This window comes from Klebsiella sp. 141162 (assembly GCF_050600755.1).
GTDB classification, from domain to species: domain Bacteria; phylum Pseudomonadota; class Gammaproteobacteria; order Enterobacterales; family Enterobacteriaceae; genus Klebsiella; species Klebsiella aerogenes.
The window spans coordinates 1,423,895-1,446,161 of sequence record NZ_JAQIRI010000001.1 but is presented as its reverse complement, the minus strand read 5'-3'; the positions used below and the strand labels follow the sequence as shown (position 1 = coordinate 1,446,161).

Here is a 22,267-nt window from a genome sequence, read left to right as displayed (position 1 = left end):
CCCGTAAGGTCACGTCGTTTAACGATTATTTCAGGCGGTTGTGCAAACAGGCGCCGGTCAGCAGCGCGGCCATTAACAGGAGCGCGATAAAGCCGCCGACGCCGTTCCAGCCGTAGTGATGCCAGAAGACCCCGCCCAGCGTCCCCGCAATACTTGAACCCAGATAGTAGCTGAACAGATATAGCGAAGAAGCCTGGCCGCGCGCGCGACGCGCCCGTGGGCCGATCCAACTGCTGGCGACCGAGTGCGCGGCAAAAAAGCCGGCGGAGAACAGCAACATGCCGATGAAAATTAGCCACAGGGGCGAGAATAGCGTCATCAGCAGGCCAAACAGCATCACCGCAATAAAGAACAGCATCACCGGTCCGCGGCCATAGCGCACCGTCAACGCGCCGGCTTTTGGCGAACTCCAGGTCCCGGTCAGGTAGGCGACCGACAGCAGACCGACCACCGCCTGGTTCAGCGACCACGGCGACATCATCAAGCGGTAGCCAATATAGTTAAACAGGGTCACAAATGCGCCCATCAGCAGGAAACCTTCGAGGAACAATAGCGGCAGGCCGCGATCGCGCCAGTGCAGATGGAAGTTAATCAGCAGCGTTTTCGGTTTCAACGAAATAGGGCGGAAGTGGCGCGACTCGGGAAGAATACGCCAGAACATGATTGCCGCCGCGAGGGCGAAGGCGCTTATCACCGCCAGCGCCACGCGCCAGCCGAAGAAATCGGTAAAGACCCCGGTGAGCAGGCGGCCGCTCATGCCGCCTATCGAGTTACCGCTGATATAAAGCCCCATTGAAAACGCCACCACGCTTGGGTGGATCTCCTCGCTGAGATAAGTCATCCCAACGGCGGCTACGCCGCTTAACGAAAGACCAATCAGCGCGCGCATGATCAGAATCCCGTGCCAACTGGTCATCATTGTTGATAAGAGGGAGCAGCACGCGGCCAGCAGTAACGCGGTGACCATCACCGGTTTACGGCCAATGGCATCCGACAGCGGGCCGGTAAATAGCAGGCCGACGGCGAGCATCGCGGTGGAAATCGATAACGAAATACTGCTGCTGGCGGGGCTTACGCCGAACTCGCCCGACAGCACCGGCAGAATGGGCTGCACGCAGTAAAGCAAGGCGAAGGTTGCCAGTCCGGCGGAAAACAGCGCCAGGGTGACGCGGATAAACGCCGGGGTACCGCGTTTAATAAATTGATTTGGCTGGTTTACCGCCTTATCACCGGCGCTGCTCGCCGGCGCGGTGCCGGCGGTTGTTGTGTTGCTCACGGAGAATTCCTTGCTTATATACAGCTGGATTACAAACAAACTGATGTGACCATTCAGCTCACATTTTTAGGGTATAAAATTGTAAATATTCCGTCTAATATATTAATAATCTCAAATAAGATGTTTTAAATATGAATATCGAGCTGCGTCATTTGCGTTACTTCGTCGCCGTGGCGGAAGAGCTACATTTTGGCCGTGCGGCGGCGCGCCTCAACATCTCTCAGCCGCCGTTAAGCCAGCAGATTCAGATTCTCGAACAGCAAATTGGCGCGCGACTGTTTGCCCGCACTAACCGCAGCGTCAGCCTGACGGCGGCGGGGAAGCAATTTCTCGCCGATAGCCGACAAATTCTGACGCAAGTTGAAGATGCCGCCGCCCGCGCCGGGCGCCTGCACCACGGCGAAACTGGTGAACTGCGCATTGGTTTCACTTCATCGGCGCCATTTATCAAAGCGGTTTCCGATACGCTTTCCACTTTTCGCCGTCGCTTTCCCGATGTCCATATCCAGACTCGCGAAACCAACACCCGCGAACAGATAGTGCCGTTAACTGAAGGGGCGCTTGACCTTGGCCTGATGCGCAACACGCAGCTGCCGGATACGCTGTGCTGGGAAAAAGTGCTGCGCGAACCGCTACTGGCGATGGTGCCCAGCGATCATCCTCTGGCCCGTCAGCAGGCGGTCAGTCTGCTTGAGCTGGCGCGCGAGCCGTTTGTCTTTTTCGACCCGCACGTTGGTACCGGCCTGTACGACGATATTCTCGGACTGATGCGCCGCTACGGTACCGCGCCGGTTATCACCCAGGAGGTCGGCGAGGCCATGACCATCATCGGCCTGGTGGCTTCTGGTCTTGGGGTATCAATCCTACCGGCCTCGTTTAAGCGGGTGCAGCTGAATGAAATGCGCTGGCTGCCGATTACTGAACCCGATGCGGTGTCGGAAATGTGGCTGGTGTGGGCCAAACATCGCGAACAGGGGCTGGCGGCGCAGCGTTTTCGCGATTATCTTCTCGCCGCCGCCGCGTTAGCAAAATGAGACAAAAAAGACCCAAAAACGTGCGGTAAATCACAAGGCTAAGTAAAAATTTGACGTGTACCATCGAAGTGCTTCACCATAGCCGAAAGTTTATTTCGAAGCGCGAAAATAAAGGGAGTCAACGGTGGTAGCGGACAGTCAACCAGGCCATATCGATCAAATAAAGCAGACCAACGCAGGAGCCGTGTATCGCCTGATTGATCAGCTTGGCCCGGTGTCGCGTATCGACCTTTCCCGATTTGCGCAACTGGCGCCGGCCAGCATTACCAAAATTGTTCGCGAGATGCTGGAAGCGCATCTGGTGCAGGAGACCGAAATCCAGGAGCCGGGGAGCCGCGGCCGCCCGGCGGTCGGGCTGATGGTTGAAACGGAAGCCTGGCATTATTTGTCGTTGCGCATCAGCCGGGGGGAGATTCATCTGGCGCTGCGCGATCTGAGCAGCAAACTGGTGGTGGAAGAACAACTGGAACTGCCGCTGCAGCATGCGCAACCGCTGCTGACGCGGATCATCGAGCATATCGACCAGTTTTTTATTCGCCATCAGCACAAGCTCGAGCGCCTTACCGCTATCGCCATCACCTTGCCAGGGATCATCGATACTGAAAACGGCATCATTCACCGGATGCCATTTTACGATGATGTGAAAGACATGCCGCTTGGCGAAACGCTGGCTAATCACACCGGGGTGTCGGTCTATATTCAGCACGATATCAGCGCCTGGACCATGGCCGAATCGTTGTTTGGCGCGTCACGCGGGGCGCGTGACGTCATCCAGGTGGTGATCGACCACAACGTCGGCGCTGGCGTCATCACCGATGGCCGCCTGCTGCATGCCGGTAGTAGTAGCCTGGTGGAGATCGGTCATACCCAGGTCGACCCTTATGGTAAACGCTGCTACTGCGGCAATCACGGCTGCCTGGAAACCATCGCCAGCATCGAAAGCGTGCTGGAACTGGCGCAGATGCGTATGGCAAAATCGATGAGCTCGATGCTGCATCAGCAGCAGTTGAGCGTTGAATGGTTATGCCAGGCGGCGCAGCAGGGTGATTTACTGGCGCGGGATATCATTACCGGCGTTGGTACGCACGTGGGGCGTATTCTGGCCATTATGGTTAACCTGTTTAATCCACAAAAAATCCTTATCGGTTCGCCGTTCAACCAGGCATCCGATATTTTGTTTCCGGCAATTTCTGACTGTATTCGGCAACAGGCGCTGCCAGCATATAGTCGTCATATTGCGGTTGAGAGTACCCAGTTCTCAAACCGCGGCACGATGGCTGGCGCGGCTCTGGTGAAAGACGCCCTCTATAACGGATCGCTCCTTATCCGACTGTTACAGGGTTAACATTTTTTCATAGTCGCACCAAAAATTGCGCTATCTCAATCTGGGCCCCGACGGCTTCGCGTAGACTTTTCCCACTGTTGATTATTTCTCTTATGTATCTTTCGTATAGACAACTTTGGGGTTAGTGATGTTTAAGCGTTTCTTTATAACAGGTACTGACACTGCTGTCGGGAAGACGGTAGTTTCCCGCGCGTTGCTGCAGGCACTTGCTGCCAGCGGTAAAAGCGTCGCCGGGTATAAGCCTGTGGCGAAGGGCAGCAAAGAGACGCCGGACGGACTGCGTAATAAAGACGCGCTGGTATTACAGAGCGTGTCGACGTTGTCGCTGCCGTATGATGCTGTCAATCCCATCGCGTTAAGCGAAGAAGAAAGCAGCGTGGCGCACAGCTGCCCGATCAACTACGGTTTACTCAGCGACGGGCTGCAGCAGCTCAGCGGCAGGGTCGATCATGTCGTAGTGGAAGGTACCGGCGGCTGGCGCAGCCTGATGAACGATTTACGCCCGCTCTCCGAGTGGGTGGTACAGGAACAACTGCCGGTAGTGCTGGTGGTGGGTATTCAGGAAGGGTGTATCAACCATGCTCTGTTGACCGCTCAGGCGGTGGCTAACGACGGTTTGCCATTAATCGGCTGGGTCGCCAACCGCATTAATCCTGGTCTTGCGCACTACGCTGAAATCATTGATGTACTGAGCAAAAAGCTACCCGCGCCGCTTATTGGCGAGCTGCCTTATCTGCCGCGCGCCGAACAACGTGAACTCAGCCAGTATGTTGACTTAGACGTTCTCGGCAGCGTCATGGCGATAGATCGAATCCCGGCGTAACGTTCGCGACAGTACCGAGGCCAGTACGCAGGCGATCAATAAACCGGGCAGCAGCACATACTGCCCGGTCATCTCACAAATCATCAGCGTCGACATAATCGGCGCATGCGTTGTCGCGGCGAGAAACGCCGCCATCCCGGTTAACCCAATCATAATCGCCATGTTCTGATCGTTATCTAACCATAGCCCGCTAAAACTGGCGAACAGCATGCCCAGCGCCAGCCCGACGAAAAGCGTCGGGGTAAAGACGCCGCCCGGGGCGCCGGAGCCGCTGCTGGCCAGCACCGCCAACAGCTTACAGACAAAGACGATGATAATGACGCTAAATAGCGGCGGCGACAGCAGGTAGCTTTGCACCACGCTATAACCGTTGCCCCACACCGCTGGGGTAATGAGCGATAACATGCCGACGATCAGTCCACCCATCGCCAGCTGCCACGGCGGTGACAGTTTCAGCCTCACGAAGCCACGATGGCTGTAGTTCATCAGCCAGATAAATAGCGGCCCACACAGCCCGGCCAGCAGGCCGGTCGCCAGCATTAAAACGTAATGCAGCGCGTTAAGGTTTTGCTGAAAGACGACGTGGTACAGCGGCGCGGCGCCGCCGTTGAGCAGATTCGTTAGTAACAGGGCGATTACCGCCGAAATGACTACCGGGCCGAGCGAGGCCAGCATCAGGGTGCCAAAGAGGATTTCCGCGATAAACAGGCTACCCGCCAGCGGCGCATGATAGGCGCTGGCCATCCCGGCGGCGGCGCCGCAGGCGACCCACAGCTTCCATTCAGCGCGCGGGGTAAAGCGGCGGGCGAACAGCGAGGCGGCCAGCGCGGCCAGCAGGATCATGGCTCCTTCGCGGCCAATGGCGCTGCCGGTCACAACCACCAGCAGCGACGCCAGCGATTTCACGAGGCTTGCCGGCGTATCGAAACAACCATCGCCGGTTTCCAGCGCTTCCATGTAATCGGTCGGGGCGTGCGGACGCGACACGCTGCGCCGTTGCCATAACCACAGCAATGTCCCCGCGGCCAGTCCGCCAAGCGCTGGCGTCAGCAGCCGACGCCACCACGGCAGCGACTGTGCGGCGTTCACCAGGCTACCGCTATCGTTACCGAGAAATAATGTTTCCAGCACGACCATCGAGTGGCGAAACAGCGCCACGGCCAGCGCCGCAAAGATGCCGACGAGCGTGGCGATGAGCAGGCGACGGAACATCACCTGCACATCAGGATAGTTATGAAGACGGTGCATTAGCGGGCGTGAAATTGGGAGTCATGGCGTTATTGTGATAGGGAATAACCTTAGATGCAAAAGCTATAAGTGCCGCGCCGGGGATCGACGCGGCGGGTGAGTTAACGATACAGCTGCTTTTCTGCCACCGCGATGGGCAAATGTGCCTGCCAGTTAGCCAGCGTCGACTGCGCCAGTTGGCCCAGCGCCCGATAGAACGGATGCCCGGCGTTTTCCATAAAGACGCTCAGGAAACGCCCGGACCACGGCAGCAGATGCCAGGCCAGCAGTTGCGCAAACAACTCATCCTGATTTGTTTCGCACAGCCATGCAGCCAGCAGCAGCAAGGTGCCGAAGTGATCTTCGGGTTCGTTGCGCTCAAGATCCAGCGCGATACCGCTGGCCCGCATCCATTCGCGCAGCGCAAGCGTCGAGTCGCCGAATAACACCGACTCTTTATCCAGCCACACCGAGCCCCACGGCGGAGCGGGCAGCGCCCATGGGCCGATAAACAGACGCTGCCAGGCTTGCGGCAGAGTCTCGTCGCTGCTGGCGACGAATTCCATTGCCAGTGAATCCGAGACCGGGAACGGCCACTGCGGCTGCCAGCTACCATCGAGAAAAGCGGCGACCAGCGGCGCGTTTTGCTCGCTGTCCGGTGCAAAAGAGAACAGCGCGCCCAGCGTACGGGCGCTTAGTGCGACGGCGTTGCGATTTGGGATCTGCATCATTACCCTATTCCTTACTGCGGCGCGCACAGGCGCGCCGTCTCGTTAACCCGCAACCGCCATACCTACGGTCATATGCAGGCCATAAAACAGGCCGCGGCCTATACACTCCGCGACTAAAACCATTATCAGCCCGATCAATAACCCGGCGGCGCGCGGCGGCTGGCGGCGGAGAAGCGGACACAGCCAGCAGCCGAGACCGAGCGCCAGCAGGATCAGCCGTAGAACCTGCAGTCTGCCGTAATCCGGAAGATGGGCGTTCGCCTGTTGTACTGAACTGTGGATCGTGCCGAGGTCAGCGCTTTGCAAGACAACAACGGCCACGCTGATGATGAGGGCGGCGACGCTAATCGCGGCAAAAAACCAGCCGTTGAAGTCAACTTTCGCCAGCTTCAGCAGCAGGGCGGCGAACAGCGGCCCGCTGAGTAGTACCGTCAGGAAGAACGCGCTGGTAGTGTAGCCATTATACCACGTCGGCACGGTGTCAATTTGGTAGACGCGGGTCATCGCCATCACAAACAGCAACCCCAGTAGCATGGTGAGAAACAACCAGATTTTGCCGAGCGCCTCCGGCATTTTTCCTGGCACCGCCAGTAGCCACCAGAATCCGCCAACGGCGAAGAAGAGGGCGCCGCTGGCGATTTCATTACTGAGCGCTGAAGCGCCAACGCGATTCAGTGAATTAAATGCGCGTAGCGGCGAGCCGAGATGGATTACGGAAGCGAGAAAACCTATTCCCATCAATAGCCAGATAAAGAACATGCTGCGCACCAGCCGCTCTCGCGCTTTGCGCTGACCGGAGAGCGACACCCAGCCCAGGCCGCTGACGATGACTGCGCCAGCGACGCATTGCCCCAGTACCGTAAACAGAACCAGCGGCCATTCATGCCATCCATTTCCCATTTCAGACCTCCTGCGGATTGGCCAGATAGCCGGTGGTATCCCCACACTGACGGCTGTTGGCGTTAGGTTTTATTACAATGCTCGGCCTGGTGAAGTGCGCTGAAGGCAGCGGCGCCACGGCGGCCAGCTGGCCGTGTTTTTCCCGCAGCTCGGCAATCGGCCCGAAGTCCAGCGCGCGCAGCGGGCAGGACTCGACGCAAATCGGTTTCTTGCCTTGTGCGACACGCTCGTGACAGCCGTCGCATTTGGTCATATGCCCTTTGGCGGCGTTGTACTGCGGCGCGCCATACGGGCAGGCCATATGGCAGTAGCGACAGCCGATGCACACCTCTTCATTGACCACCACTAAACCGTCTTCGCGCTTGTGCATCGCCCCGCTCGGGCAGACCTTGGTGCACGCCGGGTCTTCGCAGTGGTTACAGGCGATAGAGAGGTAATAGGCAAAAACGTTCTGATTCCAGACGCCGTTGTCCTCCTGCCAGTCGCCGCCGGCATACTCATAGATACGACGGAAGCTGACGTCCGGCGTCAGGTTCTTGTAGTCTTTACAGGCCAGCTCGCAGGTTTTGCAGCCGGTGCAACGGGCGGAATCGATAAAAAATCCGTATTGAGCGCTCATGGTTTACTCCTTAAACCTTCTCGATTTCGACCAGGTTGGTATGCTGCGGATTTCCCTTCGCCAGCGGTGAAGGCCGGTGGGTGGTGAGGGTATTCATGCAGGCGCCGTGGTCGACGCGATCGCCAGACATATTGGCATCGTGCCATGCTCCCTGACCCATCGCCGTCACCCCAGGCATAATACGCGGCGTGACCTTCGCCGGAATACGCAGTTCGCCGCGCTGATTAAAGACGCGCACCATGTCGCCGTTGTTAATCCCGCGCTTTCCGGCATCGATAGGGTTAAGCCACACTTCCTGGCGGCAGGCCGCTTGTAAGACATCGACGTTGCCGTAGCTGGAGTGGGTACGCGCCTTATAGTGGAAGCCAAACATTTGCAGCGGGAACTGGCTGCGCAACGGATCGTCCCAGCCTTCAAAGGTGGAGGCATAGACCGGCAGCGGACTGATGACGTCGCCTTTTTCCAGCTCCCAGCGGGCGGCAATCTCGGCGAGGCGGCTGGAGTAAATCTCAATTTTGCCGGAGGGGGTTTTTAGCGGATGCGCTTCAGGATCGCGACGGAAATCCCGATAGGCGACGAAATGGCCGTTCGGGTCTTTACGCTTGTAGATGCCCATTTTTTTGAGTTCGTCATAGCCCGGCAGCGCCGGATCTTTAGCGACCATTTTGGCGTACAGGTACTGTAACCACTGCTCCTGAGTCCGGCCTTCGGTGAAGCGCTGATGCACGTCGTCGCCAAGACGTTTTGCCACTTCACTTAGGATCCAGTAGATAGGTTTGCGTTCGAACTTCGCCGTGGTGGCGGGCTGGATGAAAATCAGATAGCCCATATTGCCGGCATAGTCGTTAGGAATGATATCTTCCTGTTCTACGGTCATCAGGTCCGGCAGCAGAATATCGGCATATTTTGCCGACGAGGTCATAAAGTTTTCGATAACCACGATCGTCGAGCATTTGCTCTCGTCCTGCAGGATATCGTGGGTTTTATTGATGTCGGAATGCTGGTTAATGATGGTGTTGCCAGCATAGTTCCACAGGAATTTGATGGGAACCGTCAGCTTCTCTTTGCCGCGCACGCCGTCGCGGGTGGCGGTCATCTCCGGCCCGCGGGCGATAGCGTCGGTCCAGCTAAAGCAGGAGATGGCGGTTTTTACCGGATTTTCCAGTACCGGCAGACGCTCAATGGTGATGGTATAGGTCGATTCGCGGGCGCCGCTGTTTCCGCCGTTGATGCCGACGTTGCCGGTTAAAATCGGCAGCATGGCGATAGCCCGCGCGGAGAGCTCGCCGTTCGCCTGGCGCTGCGGCCCCCAGCCCTGGCAGATATAGGCGGGTTTGGTCATACCGATTTCGCGCGCCAGTTTAATGATGCGATCGGCGGGAATACCGGTAATACGCGAGGCCCACTGTGGCGTCTTGGCGGTCGCGTCGTCCCCCTGGCCGAGAATATAGGCTTTATAGTGGCCGTTGGCCGGAGCATCGGCCGGCAAGGTTTTCTCATCGTAGCCGATGCAGTATTTATCGAGGAACGGCTGGTCTACCAGATTTTCATTAATCAATACCCAGGCGATACCGGCGACCAGCGCCGCATCGGTACCGGGACGAATGGGGATCCACTCATCTTCACGCCCGGCCGCGGTATCGGTATAGCGTGGGTCGATGACGATCATGCGGGCGTTGGAACGCTCACGGGCCTGCTCCAGGTACCAGGTAATGCCGCCGCCGCTCATGCGGGTTTCCGCCGGGTTATTGCCGAACATTACCACCAGTTTACTGTTTTCAATATCCGAAGTGCTGTTACCGTCGTTGCTACCGTAGGTATAGGGCATGGCGCAGGCGATCTGCGCCGTACTGTAGGTGCCGTACTGGTTGAGCGATCCGCCGTAGCAGTTCATCAGCCGCATCACCGGCGAGGCGGAAGGGGAAGAGCGGGTCATATTCCCGCCGACAATCCCGGAAGAGTAGTTAATATAGACCGCTTCGTTGCCGTACTCTTTTACCACGCGTTTCAGACTTTCGGCGATGGTATCCAGCGCTTCGGTCCAACTAATGCGTTCGAATTTTCCTTCGCCGCGTTTGCCTACGCGTTTCATTGGGTAGTTAAGACGATCGGGGTGATTGATACGTCGGCGGATAGAACGCCCGCGCAGGCAGGCGCGAACCTGATGATCGCCGTAAATATCATGGCCGGTATTATCGGTCTCCACCCACACCACTTCGTTGTCGCGAACGTGCAGGCGCAGCGCGCAGCGGCTGCCGCAGTTAACCGAGCAGGCACCCCAGACGGTTTTTTCTTCTGCTCCGGTGGCTTGCTGCACGGCGGCGGCCGCGGCGCGTAGACTGAAAGGCAGCGACAGGCCGCCGGCGGCCAGGGCCAGGGAACCGATTGCTGAGGATTTTATGAGGGTGCGACGACTGACGCCGCCGGGATGTTCAGGGTTGGACATTGTGCTCACTCCATGATTTTTATTATGCGAAATGCCGCTGGCAACCGCAGGATTGCTGCGCATGGGTGAGAAATAATACTTAAATAGGGGTAGGCGAATCTTATCTCCGGTCAACCAGAGATAAGATCCTTCACTCGAAAGCGGCGGTTATTGCCCGTCTGAATCGGTCGCCGTCGCGTCGCCGTTGCGGGTATAGATTATCTTGAAGGTGTCGTTAGCGCAGTGGCCAACCACCTGAGCGCCGGGCTGGTCAGGCTGATCGTTCGGTACAATGGCCAGGCTAAAACCAGAAGCCGGAACGCCGTTGTTGATGATCTTTTGCTGGATCTCGCCCTTTACCCGCTCGCAGGAGTCCGGCGCTGCCAGTGCGGATGCCGAACCCAGCAGCAGGACCGCGCACAACCATGGGGATAGTTTCATCATAAGCTCCTTATTGATGTCATCCATTTTTAAGCATAGCAGAATTGGTGTAAATAATTGTATTTGCTAAAATGATTGGAATATTCCCAAAAAGGTAGCGGCTGTGAATAAACTGTTTTTGCTAATCCCGGCAGCGTTGCTGCTCAGCGCCTGCGATAAGCCGTCAACGCCGGCGGCGTTTACCCCGGAGATGGCCAGTTTTTCCAATGAGTTTGAGTTCGACCCGCTGCGCGGCCCGGTGAAAACGTTTACTCAGATCCTGTTCGACGACCAGGGGGAAATGGTGAAGCGGGTGCGTGCCCAGGTGTCGGCAGAAGGGTGTTTTGATCTGCTGGATTTTACCGACCTCGAAAACAAAACCGGCGCAACGCTGGTACTTGACGCGAATTACTATCTGGATGCGCAAACGCAGGAGAAACGCCTGCGGCTGCAGGGGAAATGCCAGCTCGCCGAGATGCCGGCGGCGGGCGTCAGCTGGGAGACCGATGACAACGGGTTTGTGGTGACGGCTCGCGGGAAAGAAAGCACTTCCAGCTATCGCTATGACAGCGAAGGTTATCCGCTGGGCAAAACCACCACCGCGAAAGATGAGCGCTTCAGCGTCGTATCGACGCCATCTACCGATCCGCGTAAAAAGCTCGATTACAGCGCGGTGAGCGTATTTAACGACCGCGCGTTAGGTAAGGTGAAGCAAACCTGCGACTATGACGATCACGACAACCCAATCCGCTGCGAGATGCAGGTTGTCGATGAAAGCGTCCAGCCGGCGGTGACGCGACACTACAGCATCAAAAACACTATCGACTATTACTGAGCGGTGGGCTTGAGCAGCGTCTGGCCTTGAGGACGATGTTTCTCAAGGTACTGATGCTGGAACAGGCACATGCGAATGGTATTGCGGTATTCGCCGTTGATAAAGAACTCGTGAATCAGCTCTCCTTCGACCATGAAACCGAGTTTGCGGTAGATGTGGATCGCTTTTTCGTTTTCTTTATCAACAATCAGATACAGCTTATACAAATTGAGAACGGTAAAGCCGTAGTCCATTGCCAGCTTAGCGGCGCGCGTCGCCAGCCCTTTGCCCTGATATTCCGGGGAGATGATAATCTGGAACTCGGCGCGACGGTGAACGTGGTTTATCTCCACCAGTTCAACCAGCCCGGCTTTTTCGCCATCACATTCGATAACGAAACGGCGTTCACTTTGATCGTGAATGTGTTTGTCGTAAAGGTCAGAGAGTTCGACGAAGGCCTCGTAAGGTTCTTCAAACCAGTAACGCATTACGCTGGCGTTATTATCAAGCTGGTGGACGAAGCGCAGGTCTTCGCGCTCAAGCGGGCGGAGTTTGACGTGAGGGGCGTCAGACATGGGAAATCCTGTGTGCATTAATAGAGGATGGCGCCCACGGGCGCCGGGGAATTATGGCGTAATAACGCGACCGGTGCGGCGGTCAAGACAGCGCAGGGTGTTGGGTTCCCAGTAGGCGTTGACGTTGGCGCTCTTCTGGCAGTTATCCTGCGCATCGAAGGCGACGTCGGTTTTGTCCCACTCTTTCTCCGCGCGTTTATTTACTTTCTGCCGTAGCGAGCGGGTATCGTTCCACTGCTCTTTTTCCATTGCGGCTTGCTGACGGCTCTGCGCGCTGTCGCCGGACTCGATCACCAGTTTGTCGGTTTGCGCGAAGGACGAAGCGGTATAGACCATTGCGCTTGCCGCCAGCAGGGCGGTCAGGCACCAGCGTTTATTGCGTGTCATTTTCATCACGATTTCCTTTGAGTGATAAAAAGGGTTAACCAGTTGGACAAGTTTACTACAACTCGCTACCCGCGCCTACCGGACAAAATGGCATGGGTGCCTGCGCATTATCGCGTACACTAGTGCAACAAATTGTCTCATTTACCAAACTTTAATGCTGAAAACCACGTTACTTTTCTTTGCTACCGCGCTGTGCGAAATCATCGGCTGTTACCTGCCGTGGCTATGGCTGAAGCGGGGCGGTTCGCCGCTGCTGTTGATCCCGACCGCGATGGCGCTGGCGATGTTCGTCTGGCTACTGACCCTGCACCCGGAGGCCAGCGGCAGAGTCTATGCCGCTTATGGCGGCGTCTACGTCTGCACCGCGCTGCTGTGGCTGCGTTTCGTCGATGGTGTGAAGCTAAGTCACTTTGACTGGGCGGGGGCCGCGATTGCGCTATGCGGCATGCTGATCATCGTTGCTGGCTGGGGGCGGGCATAGCGTCTTGTAGCAGGATAAAAAATCGCCCTTTGTGATCTTCCACGCTAATTTCAACCTTAATTCTTGTATGGTAGCCGACTAGTTGCCTTACTTACCCTAAACGCATCGTGCTGTTTATCGTAAGAGGCAATTATGGCTACACAAACCCTTGCCAGCGAAGCTGGCGCCAAACCCGTGCGCATTGGCCGGGTGCAAAAAGTCACCCTGACGCTGCTGTTCATCGCCGGTATCGTCAACTTCCTCGATCGTTCGTCATTAAGCGTTGCCGGTGAGGCTATTCGCGGCGATCTCGGGCTTAGCGCGACGGAATTCGGCGTGCTGCTGTCGGCGTTCTCTCTGTCATACGGCTTTGCTCAACTGCCCTCGGGTATTTTGCTCGATCGCTTCGGCCCGCGAATTGTATTGGGGGCAGGGCTGATTTTCTGGTCACTGATGCAGGCGCTAACCGGGGTGGTGAACTCCTTTAGCCACTTTATATTGCTCCGTATTGGCCTCGGGATTGGCGAAGCGCCGTTTATGCCGGCGGGGGTAAAATCCATTACCGACTGGTACGTACAAAAAGAACGCGGTACCGCGGTCGGCATCTTTAACTCGTCAACGGTGCTTGGCCAGGCGATCGCGCCGCCGGCGCTGGTGCTGATGCAGATAGCCTGGGGCTGGCGCACCATGTTCGTGGTTATCGGCCTTGCCGGGATCGTTGTGGGCCTGTGCTGGTACGCGTGGTATCGCAACCGCGCGCAGTTCGATCTGCAACAGGAGGAGCGCCAGTATCTGGCGGCGCCGGAAAAAGCGCGCCCAACGCTGGTATTCAGCGAGTGGCTGGCGCTGTTCAAACGACGCACCACCTGGGGCATGATTTTAGGCTTCTCCGGGGTTAACTATACCGGCTGGCTGTATATCGCGTGGCTGCCGGGTTATCTGCAGGCGCAGCAGGGATTGAGCCTGGCGAAAACCGGCTGGGTGGCGGCGATCCCGTTTCTGGCCGCGGCGGTGGGCATGTGGGTCAATGGGCTGGTGGTCGATGCGCTGGCGCGCCGCGGGTACGATCTGGCGAAAACGCGCAAAACGGCCATTGTGGTTGGCCTGACGCTTTCTGCGCTCGGCACGCTGCTGGTGGTGCAATCGAGTTCGCCGACCCAGGCGGTGGCGTTTATCTCCATGGCGCTATTCTGCGTCCACTTTGCCGGGACCTCGGCCTGGGGGCTGGTTCAGGTGATGGTTAGCGAGAATAAAGTCGCGTCTGTGGCGGCGATCCAGAACTTCGGCAGCTTTGTTTTCGCCTCTTTTGCGCCGGTTGTCACCGGTTGGGTAGTGGACACCACGCACTCCTTTAACCTGGCCTTAGTCATCGCCGCCTGTGTGACCTTTACCGGCGCGCTGTGCTATTTCTTCATCGTAAAAGACCGCATTAATTAATCGCTAACGGGGGGACGCCTGGCGCCCCCCGCAACCACATCCGTTTGTGATCCTTCGCATCTTTTTTAAATATCATACTTGTATGGTAGTAGGTCTGGTGATTTAATTTTGATCACTAACCGCACAGATGTAAGGAATTACCCATGAAGATCGTTGCCGCCGACGTGTTCGTTACCTGCCCAGGACGTAACTTCGTCACCTTAAAAATCACCACCGATGACGGGATTGTCGGCCTCGGTGATGCCACGCTCAACGGCCGTGAATTGTCGGTCGCCTCATACCTGAAAGATCACCTTTGTCCGCAGCTGATTGGCCGTGATGCTCACCGCATCGAAGATATCTGGCAGTTCTTCTACAAAGGCGCCTACTGGCGCCGCGGTCCGGTGACCATGTCGGCTATTTCCGCCGTTGATATGGCGCTGTGGGATATCAAAGCCAAAGCCGCCGGAATGCCGCTTTACCAACTGCTGGGCGGCGCCTCGCGCGAAGGGGTGATGGTCTACTGCCACACCACCGGTCATTCCATTGATGAAGTGCTGGACGACTACGCCCGCCATCAGGAAATGGGTTTTAAGGCGATCCGCGTGCAGTGCGGTATTCCGGGGATGAAAACCACCTACGGCATGGCCAAGGGCAAAGGTCAGGCATACGAGCCGGCGACCAAAGGCGTGTGGCCGGAAGAGCAGCTGTGGTCAACGGAGAAATATCTGGATTTCACCCCGCGGCTATTTGCCGCCGTGCGCGAACGATTTGGTTTCAACGAGCATTTACTGCACGACATGCACCATCGCCTGACGCCGATCGAGGCGGCGCGATTTGGTAAAAGCGTTGAGGAGTATCGTCTGTTCTGGATGGAAGATCCGACACCGGCAGAGAATCAGGCGTGCTTCCGCTTAATTCGCCAGCATACCGTCACGCCGATTGCCGTCGGCGAAGTCTTTAATAGCATCTGGGATTGCAAACAGCTGATTGAAGAACAGCTCATTGATTATATCCGCACCACCATTACCCACGCTGGCGGGATCAGCGGCATGCGGCGTATCGCCGATTTTGCTTCATTGTACCAGGTACGTACCGGTTCTCACGGGCCGTCCGATCTCTCTCCGGTATGCATGGCGGCGGCGCTGCATTTCGATCTGTGGGTGCCAAATTTCGGCGTTCAGGAGTACATGGGCTATTCCGAACAGATGTTGGAGGTCTTCCCGCATAGCTGGCGTTTTGACAATGGCTATATGCATCCGGGCGATAAACCAGGGCTGGGTATTGAGTTCGACGAGAAGCTGGCGGCGAAATACCCCTATGAACCCGCCTGTCTGCCGGTGGCGCGCCTCGAAGATGGCACTTTGTGGAATTGGTAAGGAGAGAAAAATGAAAAGTATTGTTATCCAACAGCCGAACGCGCTGGCGATTGAAGAACGGCCATTGCCGCAGCCGGGGAACGGGGAAGTGCGGGTAAAGGTGAAACTGGCGGGAATTTGCGGCTCAGATAGCCACATCTATCGTGGACATAATCCGTTCGCCAAATATCCGCGGGTCATTGGCCACGAGTTTTTCGGCGTGATTGATGCCGTGGGCGAGGGCGTGACGGATAAAGTCGTGGGCCAGCGGGTGACGGTTGATCCGGTGATCAGCTGCGGCCACTGTTATCCCTGTTCGGTCGGTAAGCCCAACGTCTGCGCGTCGCTGGTGGTGCTGGGCGTCCATCGCGATGGCGGGTTTAGCGAATGCGCGGTGGTACCGGCCAAAAATGCCTGGCCGGTGCCGGAGAACGTGAGCGACCATCATGCGGTAATGGTGGAGCCCTTTACTATTGCGGCGAATGTCACCGGCCAGGCTAAACCACGCGAACAGGATATCGCGCTGGTCTACGGCGCTGGGCCGATGGGGCTGACCACCATTCAGGTGCTCAAGCGCGTCTATAACGTGCGGCAGGTGATCGTCGCCGACCAGATCCCTGAGCGGCTGCAGATGGCGCAGCAAAACGGCGCCGACTGGACCATTAATAATAAGGAGCAACCGCTGGCGCAGGCGCTGGAAGCGCAGGGTATCCGACCGACGCTGATTATCGACGCCGCCTGCCATCCGGCGATTTTTCCAGAGGCCATCGCACTGGCTTCGCCGGCAGGCAGGATTGTGCTGATGGGCTTTTCTACCGAACCGTCAATGGTGGCGCAGCAGGGGATCACCGGCAAAGAGCTCACTATTTATTCGTCCAGGCTCAATGCCAATAAATTCCCGCTGGTTCTTGAATGGTTGGCAAACGGCTTAATTAATCCGGATCGGCTTATCACCCATCAGTTTGCTTTCGAGCATGTTGTCGATGCCATGACGTTATTTGAAGAAGACCGCAAGCATTGTTGTAAGGTGTTATTAACCTTCAACGCATAAATATAAATAACCTCGCTGTATCCTACTTTAGAGATTATTATTATGACGACAGCTAAAAATGAGAGAAGCACTACGGATCTTATCCGCGCCGCGGTATCCGGCTGGCTTGGCACGGCACTGGAATTTATGGATTTCCAGCTTTATTCTTTAGGCGCCGCGCTGGTCTTTCATGAGATATTTTTCCCGGAGCAGTCGGCGGCCATGGCGCTGATATTAGCGATGGGAACCTATGGCGCAGGATATATTGCGCGGATCGTCGGCGCTTTCATATTCGGTAAAATGGGGGATCGCATCGGGCGTAAAAAGGTTCTGTTTATTACCATCACCATGATGGGCATTTGCACCACGTTAATCGGCGTATTACCCACCTATGCGCAGATTGGTATTTTTGCGCCGGTGTTACTGGTGACCCTGCGTATTATTCAGGGGCTGGGAGCGGGCGCCGAAATTTCCGGCGCCGGTACCATGCTGGCGGAATATGCGCCGAAAGGCAAACGCGGCATCATCTCTTCTCTGGTGGAGATGGGCACCAACTGCGGGACGCTGAGCGCCACGGCCATCTGGGCAGTGATGTTCTTCCTGCTCGATCGCGAACAACTCATCGCCTGGGGCTGGCGTATTCCGTTCCTTGCAAGCGTCGTGGTAATGATCTTTGCCATTTGGCTGCGTTTAAATCTGAAAGAGAGCCCGGTATTTGAACAGGTCAACGAAGCCGATGAAGTTAAGGCTAAAGCCGCCGCTGCGCATAATACCTTCGGCGCGATGTTAAAAAGTAAATCATTCTGGCTGGCGACCGGTTTACGCTTTGGACAGGCCGGTAATTCCGGTTTATTGCAAACATTTCTCGCGGGATATCTGGTTCAAAGTCTATTATTTGATAAAGCGATTCCGACCGATGCCTTAATGATTAGCTCAGTGATTGGCTTTATTACTATCCCACTGTTAGGCTGGCTGTCGGATAAAGTTGGGCGCCGTTTACCTTATATTATTGTCAATATTTCCGCCATTATTCTGGCCTGGCCGATGCTGGCTATTATTGTCGATAAAAGCTATAGCGCCAGCACCATTATGCTGTCCCTGATTGTTATTCATAACGTGGCGGTACTGGGTCTGTTTGCGCTGGAAAATATCACCATGGCGGAAATGTTCGGCTCGCGTAATCGCTTTACCAGAATGGCTATCTCCAAAGAGGCTGGCGGTCTGGTGGCGGTGGGATTCGGGCCGGTGCTGGCCGGTATCTTCTGTAACGTAACCGGTTCGTGGTGGCCGATTGTCGCGATGCTGATCTGTTATTCAGCTATCGGTCTCATCTCGTCATTACTGATGCCGGAAGTGTGTGACCGTGACCTGAGTCTGGACCACGATGCGGCGGACGCCGGTACGCGTCAGGCGCTAAACGCGAATGGCCAATACGCGAAATCATAATCTCGTCGTTAACGTTATCTAGCCGGGATACTCCCGGCTCATCCCCGCCATTGCGCGCAGGATCACGAAACGCGACAGCGCCGGATCTTCTTGTATGGTAGTTGATGAAAATCAAAGATGTCATACCAATTGCGTGCGATGGTTTACCTCACCAAAACATTCTGTTTGAGAATGATTTATCAGTCATCATAAAAATGAGAGACACCATGGAAAACACGCTTTTAAACGCCAGGGCAACGCTTCCTTCTTACGATCGCAGCAAGCTGGTTTCTCGCATCGTTCATCTCGGTTTTGGGGCTTTTCACCGCGCCCATCAGGCGGTGTATGCCGATATCCTTGCCACAGAACACGGCAGCGACTGGGGCTATACCGAAGTGAACCTCATTGGCGGTGAGCAACAGATTGCCGATTTGCAACAGCAGGACTTGCTCTATACGGTGGCTGAAATGTCCGCCGATGCCTGGACCGCACGCGTCGTCGGCGTGGTGAAGCAGGCGATGCATGCGCAGGTCGATGGCCTGGAAAGCGTGTTGGCGAAAATGTGCGAGCCTCAGGTAGCGATTGTCTCGCTGACCATCACCGAAAAAGGCTACTGCCACTCTCCGGCCACCGGTCAGCTGCAGCTTGATAACCCGCTGATTGCCGCCGATCTGCAAACTCCACACCAGCCGAAATCGGCGCCGGGCGTGGTGGTAGAAGCGCTGGCGCGCCGTCGCGCCGCCGGTCTGCCGGCTTTCAGCGTCATGTCCTGCGATAATATGCCGGAAAACGGCCACGTAATGCGCAACGTAGTTTGTGCGTATGCCCGCGCCGTTGATAACGAACTGGCGCAGTGGATTGAGCAGAACGTGACGTTCCCTTCCACAATGGTCGACCGGATCGTTCCGGCAGTGACCGCTGATACGCTGGATAAAATTGAACAACTCACCGGGGTGCGCGATCCGGCCGGTGTGGCCTGTGAACCGTTCCGCCAGTGGGTTATCGAAGATAACTTCGTCGCCGGTCGTCCGCAGTGGGAGAAAGCCGGCGCGGAGCTGGTCACTGACGTCGTGCCGTTTGAGGAGATGAAGCTGCGAATGCTCAACGGCAGCCATTCGTTCCTCGCTTATCTGGGCTATCTCGCCGGTTATCAGCATATCAATGATTGCATGCAGGATGATAACTACCGCCGTGCCGCGCAGGCGTTAATGTTGCAAGAGCAAGCGCCGACGCTGAGTGTACAGGGCGTGGATCTGGCGCGTTATGCGGGTTTGCTCATTGAGCGTTATAGCAATCCGGCGCTTAAGCACCGCACCTGGCAGATTGCTATGGACGGTAGCCAGAAGCTCCCGCAGCGTATGTTGGACTCCGTGCGCTGGCACCTGGCGCATCACAGTGATTTCAGCCTGCTTGCGCTGGGTATTGCCGGCTGGATGCGCTACGTGAGCGGTGTCGATGACAAGGGGCAGGCGATTGAAATCAGCGATCCGCTGCTGCCGGTCATTCAACAGGCGGTGCAGGGTAGTAAAGAGGGTAGCGAACGCGTGCAGGCGCTGCTGGGTATTAAGGCCATTTTCGGCGAAAGTCTGCCGCAGGAACCGCGTTTTGTCGATGCGGTGACGGCGGCGTATCTCTCTTTACAGATTCACGGCGCCAAGGCGACCGTCGGCGAATGGGCTAAAGGCCAGTAAAAAAACATCATTCCATTCATAGCCCGGCATCGCATAGCGAGTCGGGCTATTTTTGTATTAGCAATACGAATAGCCTCTGATATTTCCCGTCTATACATAACTCTAACTTTCCATAATTAATTATATATTGTTGATGTTTATTTTTATCTCTGAAGTATTTATTTGGGTGATTGATCGTATTCCCACACGCTTAAATATGACAGAATAAAATCCCCCCAACGGTTTCTTCAGGACTAAGGAGCTCAGGCTATGTACAAAAAGATATTATTGCCGGTCGATGTGTTTGAAATGGATTTAAGCGATAAGGCCGTTCGTCACGCGGATTTTTTAGCATCTGCCGAAGAAGGTGAAATCACGTTGCTGAACGTGCTGCCAAACAGCACCAGTTCTTTGCTGCGCGGCTTCACGGCGGATATTCGTAAATTTGAAGCCTTCATGAAAGAAGAGTCGGAAAAGAAAATGCGCGATCTGTCGCGATTGTTTTCAATCCCGGCGTCGCGGATCCATACCCGCATTGTTTTTGGCAATGTGCGTGATGAAATATTAGCGCTGAGCGAAAAAGAGAATTTTGACGTTATCGTTATTGGTTCACGCAAGCCGGGTATATCAACTCATCTCCTCGGTTCTAACGCCGAGTCCATTTTACGCTATGCCAAAATTCCGGTGTTAGTGGTTCGGTAATCTATTTTACGGCAGCTGACGCAACGTTGGCTGCCGCTTAACCCATTATTCTTCGCTGAACCACTCGCTATTTTCCTGACGAATCAACAAAACCGACTCGCTAATTTCATGCAGGTGAATATTCATCGCCTTTTCTACGGCATCAAGATCGCGTTTTTCCAGTGCCTGAAAAATATCGAGATGCTGACGCAGCAGCATATCGGGCGGAGTCACGTGGTCAAGGCTCATATAGCGTACCCGATCGATGGTCGCCTTGATATTTTCAATGGTGTCCCACGCCAGCTGGCAGTCGGCGATAAGGGATAATTTCTGGTGAAATTCGTCATCGAGCTGGAAAAAATCATTGAGCTGCTGACGTTCAACCGCCACCCGCTGCTGGTTGAGGTTTTGTTCCAGCTGATAGAGCTGTTCATCGTTGATCATCGTTCCTGCGCGGCGCACTACCGCGCACTCAATAGCCTGGCGCACGAAACAGCCGTTGCGCACCTGGGTCATTGAGATTTTATTCACATAGCTGCCGCGCTGGGGACGGATCTGAATCAGCCCGTTTTCCGCTAATTTGATGAAGGCTTCCCGTACCGGCTGGCGCGAAACATCAAACCGCACCGACACCTCTTTCTCTGACAGCGGGGTTCCCGGCGGGATCAGGCAATGGACAATATCCCGGCGAAGGATGCGATAGATTTGCTGATTGACGGGCTGGGTCGGATTCAGTTGCGTTTCTGCGGCCATTGATGATTACTTTTTAATGGGTTATGAGCATTATTTTACTCGTTTTTTGCCGTTCCGCCCAGACCTGGCCCGCAGGCCAGGCCGCTGAGGGCGTTAGCCCTGACGATGGACGCTGAGCCCGGCGAAGCTCTGGCTGACCGGCATCATTTCCAGCGTGTTAATGTTGACATGTTTCGGCAGATTCGCGACCCACCACACCGCTTCGGTGACATCTTCCGGCGTCAGCGCCTGGGTGTTCTCGTAAGTTTTACCGGCTTTCGCATCGTCGCCTTTAAAACGGACGTTGGAGAACTCGGTGCCGCCTACCAGGCCCGGCTCGATATCGGTGACGCGAACCGCGGTGCCGTGCAAATCAGTGCGCAGATTCAGGCTGAACTGGCGTACGAAAGCTTTGGTCGCGCCGTAGACGTTGCCGCCGGCGTAGGGCCAGCTACCGGCGGTCGAACCGATATTAATAATATGGCCGCGATTACGCTCCACCATCCCCGGCAACACCGCGCGGGTCATGTACACCAGGCCTTTATTATTGGTATCGATCATGTCTTCCCAGTCTTCGACGCTGGCGCGATGAGCGGGTTCCAGACCCAATGCCAGGCCGGCGTTATTCACCAGAACATCGATAGACTGCCAGTCCGCGGGCAGCCCGGCAATCATCTCTTCGATGGCGGCGCGATTACGCACGTCGAGTTGCGCGGTATACAGGTTATCGCCAAGCTCCTCTTTGAGCGTCTTCAGGCGCTCTTCACGACGCCCGGTGGCGATCACTTTGTGGCCGTTAGCGATAAAACGACGAGTAATACTTTCGCCAAATCCAGCAGTTGCACCAGTCACCAGAATAATCATCTTACTGTTCCTCAAAGCTTTTTGTGTTGTCATAACATAGCACGCGTTAACGCCG

The 22,267-nt window shown here is 55.9% G+C and carries 21 protein-coding genes and 1 pseudogene; 11 read left to right on the top strand and 11 right to left on the bottom strand.

The window, feature by feature from the left end; genetic code table 11:
* Positions 1–25 precede the first annotated feature (25 nt).
* The gene (locus PGR23_RS06855; RefSeq protein ID WP_323129992.1) at positions 26–1,294 is read right to left on the bottom strand and encodes an MFS transporter; all 1,269 of its coding nucleotides are present in this window, start codon (positions 1,292–1,294) and stop codon (positions 26–28) included.
* Between the two features lie 113 nt (positions 1,295–1,407).
* Between PGR23_RS06855 and PGR23_RS06850 the strand changes: the two genes are divergently transcribed.
* The 3 genes from PGR23_RS06850 (at position 1,408) to bioD (ending at position 4,478) form a co-directional block, all read left to right on the top strand.
* Entirely contained in the window at positions 1,408–2,310 is a 903-nt protein-coding gene (locus PGR23_RS06850; protein WP_315710300.1) for a LysR family transcriptional regulator, read from the top strand.
* 124 nt (positions 2,311–2,434) lie between these two features.
* Positions 2,435–3,655 (top strand): sugar metabolism global transcriptional regulator Mlc, encoded by a 1,221-nt coding sequence (gene mlc, locus PGR23_RS06845; RefSeq protein ID WP_045392308.1) that lies wholly within the window; start codon positions 2,435–2,437, stop codon positions 3,653–3,655.
* 127 nt (positions 3,656–3,782) lie between these two features.
* Positions 3,783–4,478, top strand: a complete 696-nt coding sequence (gene bioD, locus PGR23_RS06840) for a dethiobiotin synthase (RefSeq protein WP_045392306.1) — start codon at positions 3,783–3,785, stop codon at positions 4,476–4,478.
* On the opposite strand, the gene clcB is transcribed toward bioD, so the two are convergent.
* The 6 genes from clcB to PGR23_RS06810 form a co-directional block, all read right to left on the bottom strand.
* Complete coding sequence (gene clcB / locus PGR23_RS06835; RefSeq protein WP_047042925.1) at positions 4,431–5,726, bottom strand: voltage-gated ClC-type chloride channel ClcB; 1,296 nt, start codon at positions 5,724–5,726, stop codon at positions 4,431–4,433. The two genes, bioD and clcB, sit on opposite strands and share 48 nt — an antisense overlap.
* Before the next feature lie 101 nt (positions 5,727–5,827).
* A complete protein-coding gene (gene dmsD, locus PGR23_RS06830) occupies positions 5,828–6,436 on the bottom strand; it encodes a Tat proofreading chaperone DmsD (RefSeq protein WP_396279730.1) in 609 nt (202 codons plus the stop codon).
* A 42-nt stretch (positions 6,437–6,478) separates the two neighbouring features.
* Positions 6,479–7,336: a DmsC/YnfH family molybdoenzyme membrane anchor subunit gene (locus PGR23_RS06825; protein ID WP_315710304.1), complete on the bottom strand. Its 858-nt coding sequence runs from the start codon at positions 7,334–7,336 to the stop codon at positions 6,479–6,481.
* A gap of 1 nt (position 7,337) precedes the next feature.
* Positions 7,338–7,955: a DMSO/selenate family reductase complex B subunit gene (locus tag PGR23_RS06820; protein ID WP_315710306.1), complete on the bottom strand. Its 618-nt coding sequence runs from the start codon at positions 7,953–7,955 to the stop codon at positions 7,338–7,340.
* 10 nt (positions 7,956–7,965) lie between these two features.
* Entirely contained in the window at positions 7,966–10,401 is a 2,436-nt protein-coding gene (ynfE, locus tag PGR23_RS06815; protein ID WP_315710308.1) for a selenate/tellurate reductase subunit YnfE, read from the bottom strand.
* 147 nt (positions 10,402–10,548) lie between these two features.
* On the bottom strand, positions 10,549–10,821 hold the full coding sequence (locus PGR23_RS06810; RefSeq protein ID WP_047048073.1) for a DUF1161 domain-containing protein: 273 nt from the start codon (positions 10,819–10,821) through the stop codon (positions 10,549–10,551).
* A gap of 103 nt (positions 10,822–10,924) precedes the next feature.
* On the opposite strand from PGR23_RS06810, the gene PGR23_RS06805 reads away from it, so the two are divergent.
* The gene (locus PGR23_RS06805; RefSeq protein ID WP_045394624.1) at positions 10,925–11,635 is read left to right on the top strand and encodes a YnfC family lipoprotein; all 711 of its coding nucleotides are present in this window, start codon (positions 10,925–10,927) and stop codon (positions 11,633–11,635) included.
* On the opposite strand, the gene speG is transcribed toward PGR23_RS06805, so the two are convergent.
* Positions 11,629–12,189, bottom strand: coding sequence for a spermidine N1-acetyltransferase (gene speG, locus PGR23_RS06800; RefSeq protein WP_015366764.1), 561 nt, complete (start codon positions 12,187–12,189; stop codon positions 11,629–11,631). The two genes, PGR23_RS06805 and speG, sit on opposite strands and share 7 nt — an antisense overlap.
* Positions 12,190–12,240: 51 nt before the next feature.
* Positions 12,241–12,582 carry a DUF1283 family protein gene (locus tag PGR23_RS06795; RefSeq protein WP_015366763.1) on the bottom strand — a complete coding sequence of 114 codons (342 nt, stop codon included), beginning with the start codon at positions 12,580–12,582 and terminating at the stop codon, positions 12,241–12,243.
* Between the two features lie 86 nt (positions 12,583–12,668).
* On the opposite strand from PGR23_RS06795, the pseudogene PGR23_RS06790 reads away from it, so the two are divergent.
* The 7 genes and pseudogenes from PGR23_RS06790 to PGR23_RS06760 all read left to right on the top strand — a co-directional run bounded on the left by PGR23_RS06790 (position 12,669) and on the right by PGR23_RS06760 (position 20,637).
* Positions 12,669–13,057, top strand: a pseudogene (locus PGR23_RS06790) (YnfA family protein).
* A gap of 132 nt (positions 13,058–13,189) precedes the next feature.
* A complete protein-coding gene (locus PGR23_RS06785; protein ID WP_047048077.1) occupies positions 13,190–14,473 on the top strand; it encodes an MFS transporter in 1,284 nt (427 codons plus the stop codon).
* Positions 14,474–14,616: 143 nt separating this feature from the next.
* Positions 14,617–15,831: a D-mannonate dehydratase ManD gene (gene manD, locus PGR23_RS06780; RefSeq protein ID WP_047048080.1), complete on the top strand. Its 1,215-nt coding sequence runs from the start codon at positions 14,617–14,619 to the stop codon at positions 15,829–15,831.
* A gap of 10 nt (positions 15,832–15,841) precedes the next feature.
* Entirely contained in the window at positions 15,842–16,861 is a 1,020-nt protein-coding gene (locus tag PGR23_RS06775) for a Zn-dependent oxidoreductase (RefSeq protein WP_315710310.1), read from the top strand.
* Positions 16,862–16,903: 42 nt separating this feature from the next.
* Complete coding sequence (locus PGR23_RS06770; protein ID WP_396279729.1) at positions 16,904–18,286, top strand: MFS transporter; 1,383 nt, start codon at positions 16,904–16,906, stop codon at positions 18,284–18,286.
* A gap of 206 nt (positions 18,287–18,492) precedes the next feature.
* Positions 18,493–19,956 (top strand): mannitol dehydrogenase family protein, encoded by a 1,464-nt coding sequence (locus tag PGR23_RS06765; RefSeq protein WP_315710313.1) that lies wholly within the window; start codon positions 18,493–18,495, stop codon positions 19,954–19,956.
* 249 nt (positions 19,957–20,205) lie between these two features.
* Complete coding sequence (locus PGR23_RS06760; protein WP_045394603.1) at positions 20,206–20,637, top strand: universal stress protein; 432 nt, start codon at positions 20,206–20,208, stop codon at positions 20,635–20,637.
* 45 nt (positions 20,638–20,682) lie between these two features.
* Here PGR23_RS06760 and PGR23_RS06755 read toward each other — a convergent pair whose 3' ends face one another.
* A complete protein-coding gene (locus PGR23_RS06755; protein ID WP_045394600.1) occupies positions 20,683–21,369 on the bottom strand; it encodes a GntR family transcriptional regulator in 687 nt (228 codons plus the stop codon).
* A 93-nt stretch (positions 21,370–21,462) separates the two neighbouring features.
* Positions 21,463–22,212 (bottom strand): bifunctional NADP-dependent 3-hydroxy acid dehydrogenase/3-hydroxypropionate dehydrogenase YdfG, encoded by a 750-nt coding sequence (ydfG, locus tag PGR23_RS06750; RefSeq protein ID WP_045394599.1) that lies wholly within the window; start codon positions 22,210–22,212, stop codon positions 21,463–21,465.
* Between the last annotated feature and the right edge of the window lie 55 nt (positions 22,213–22,267).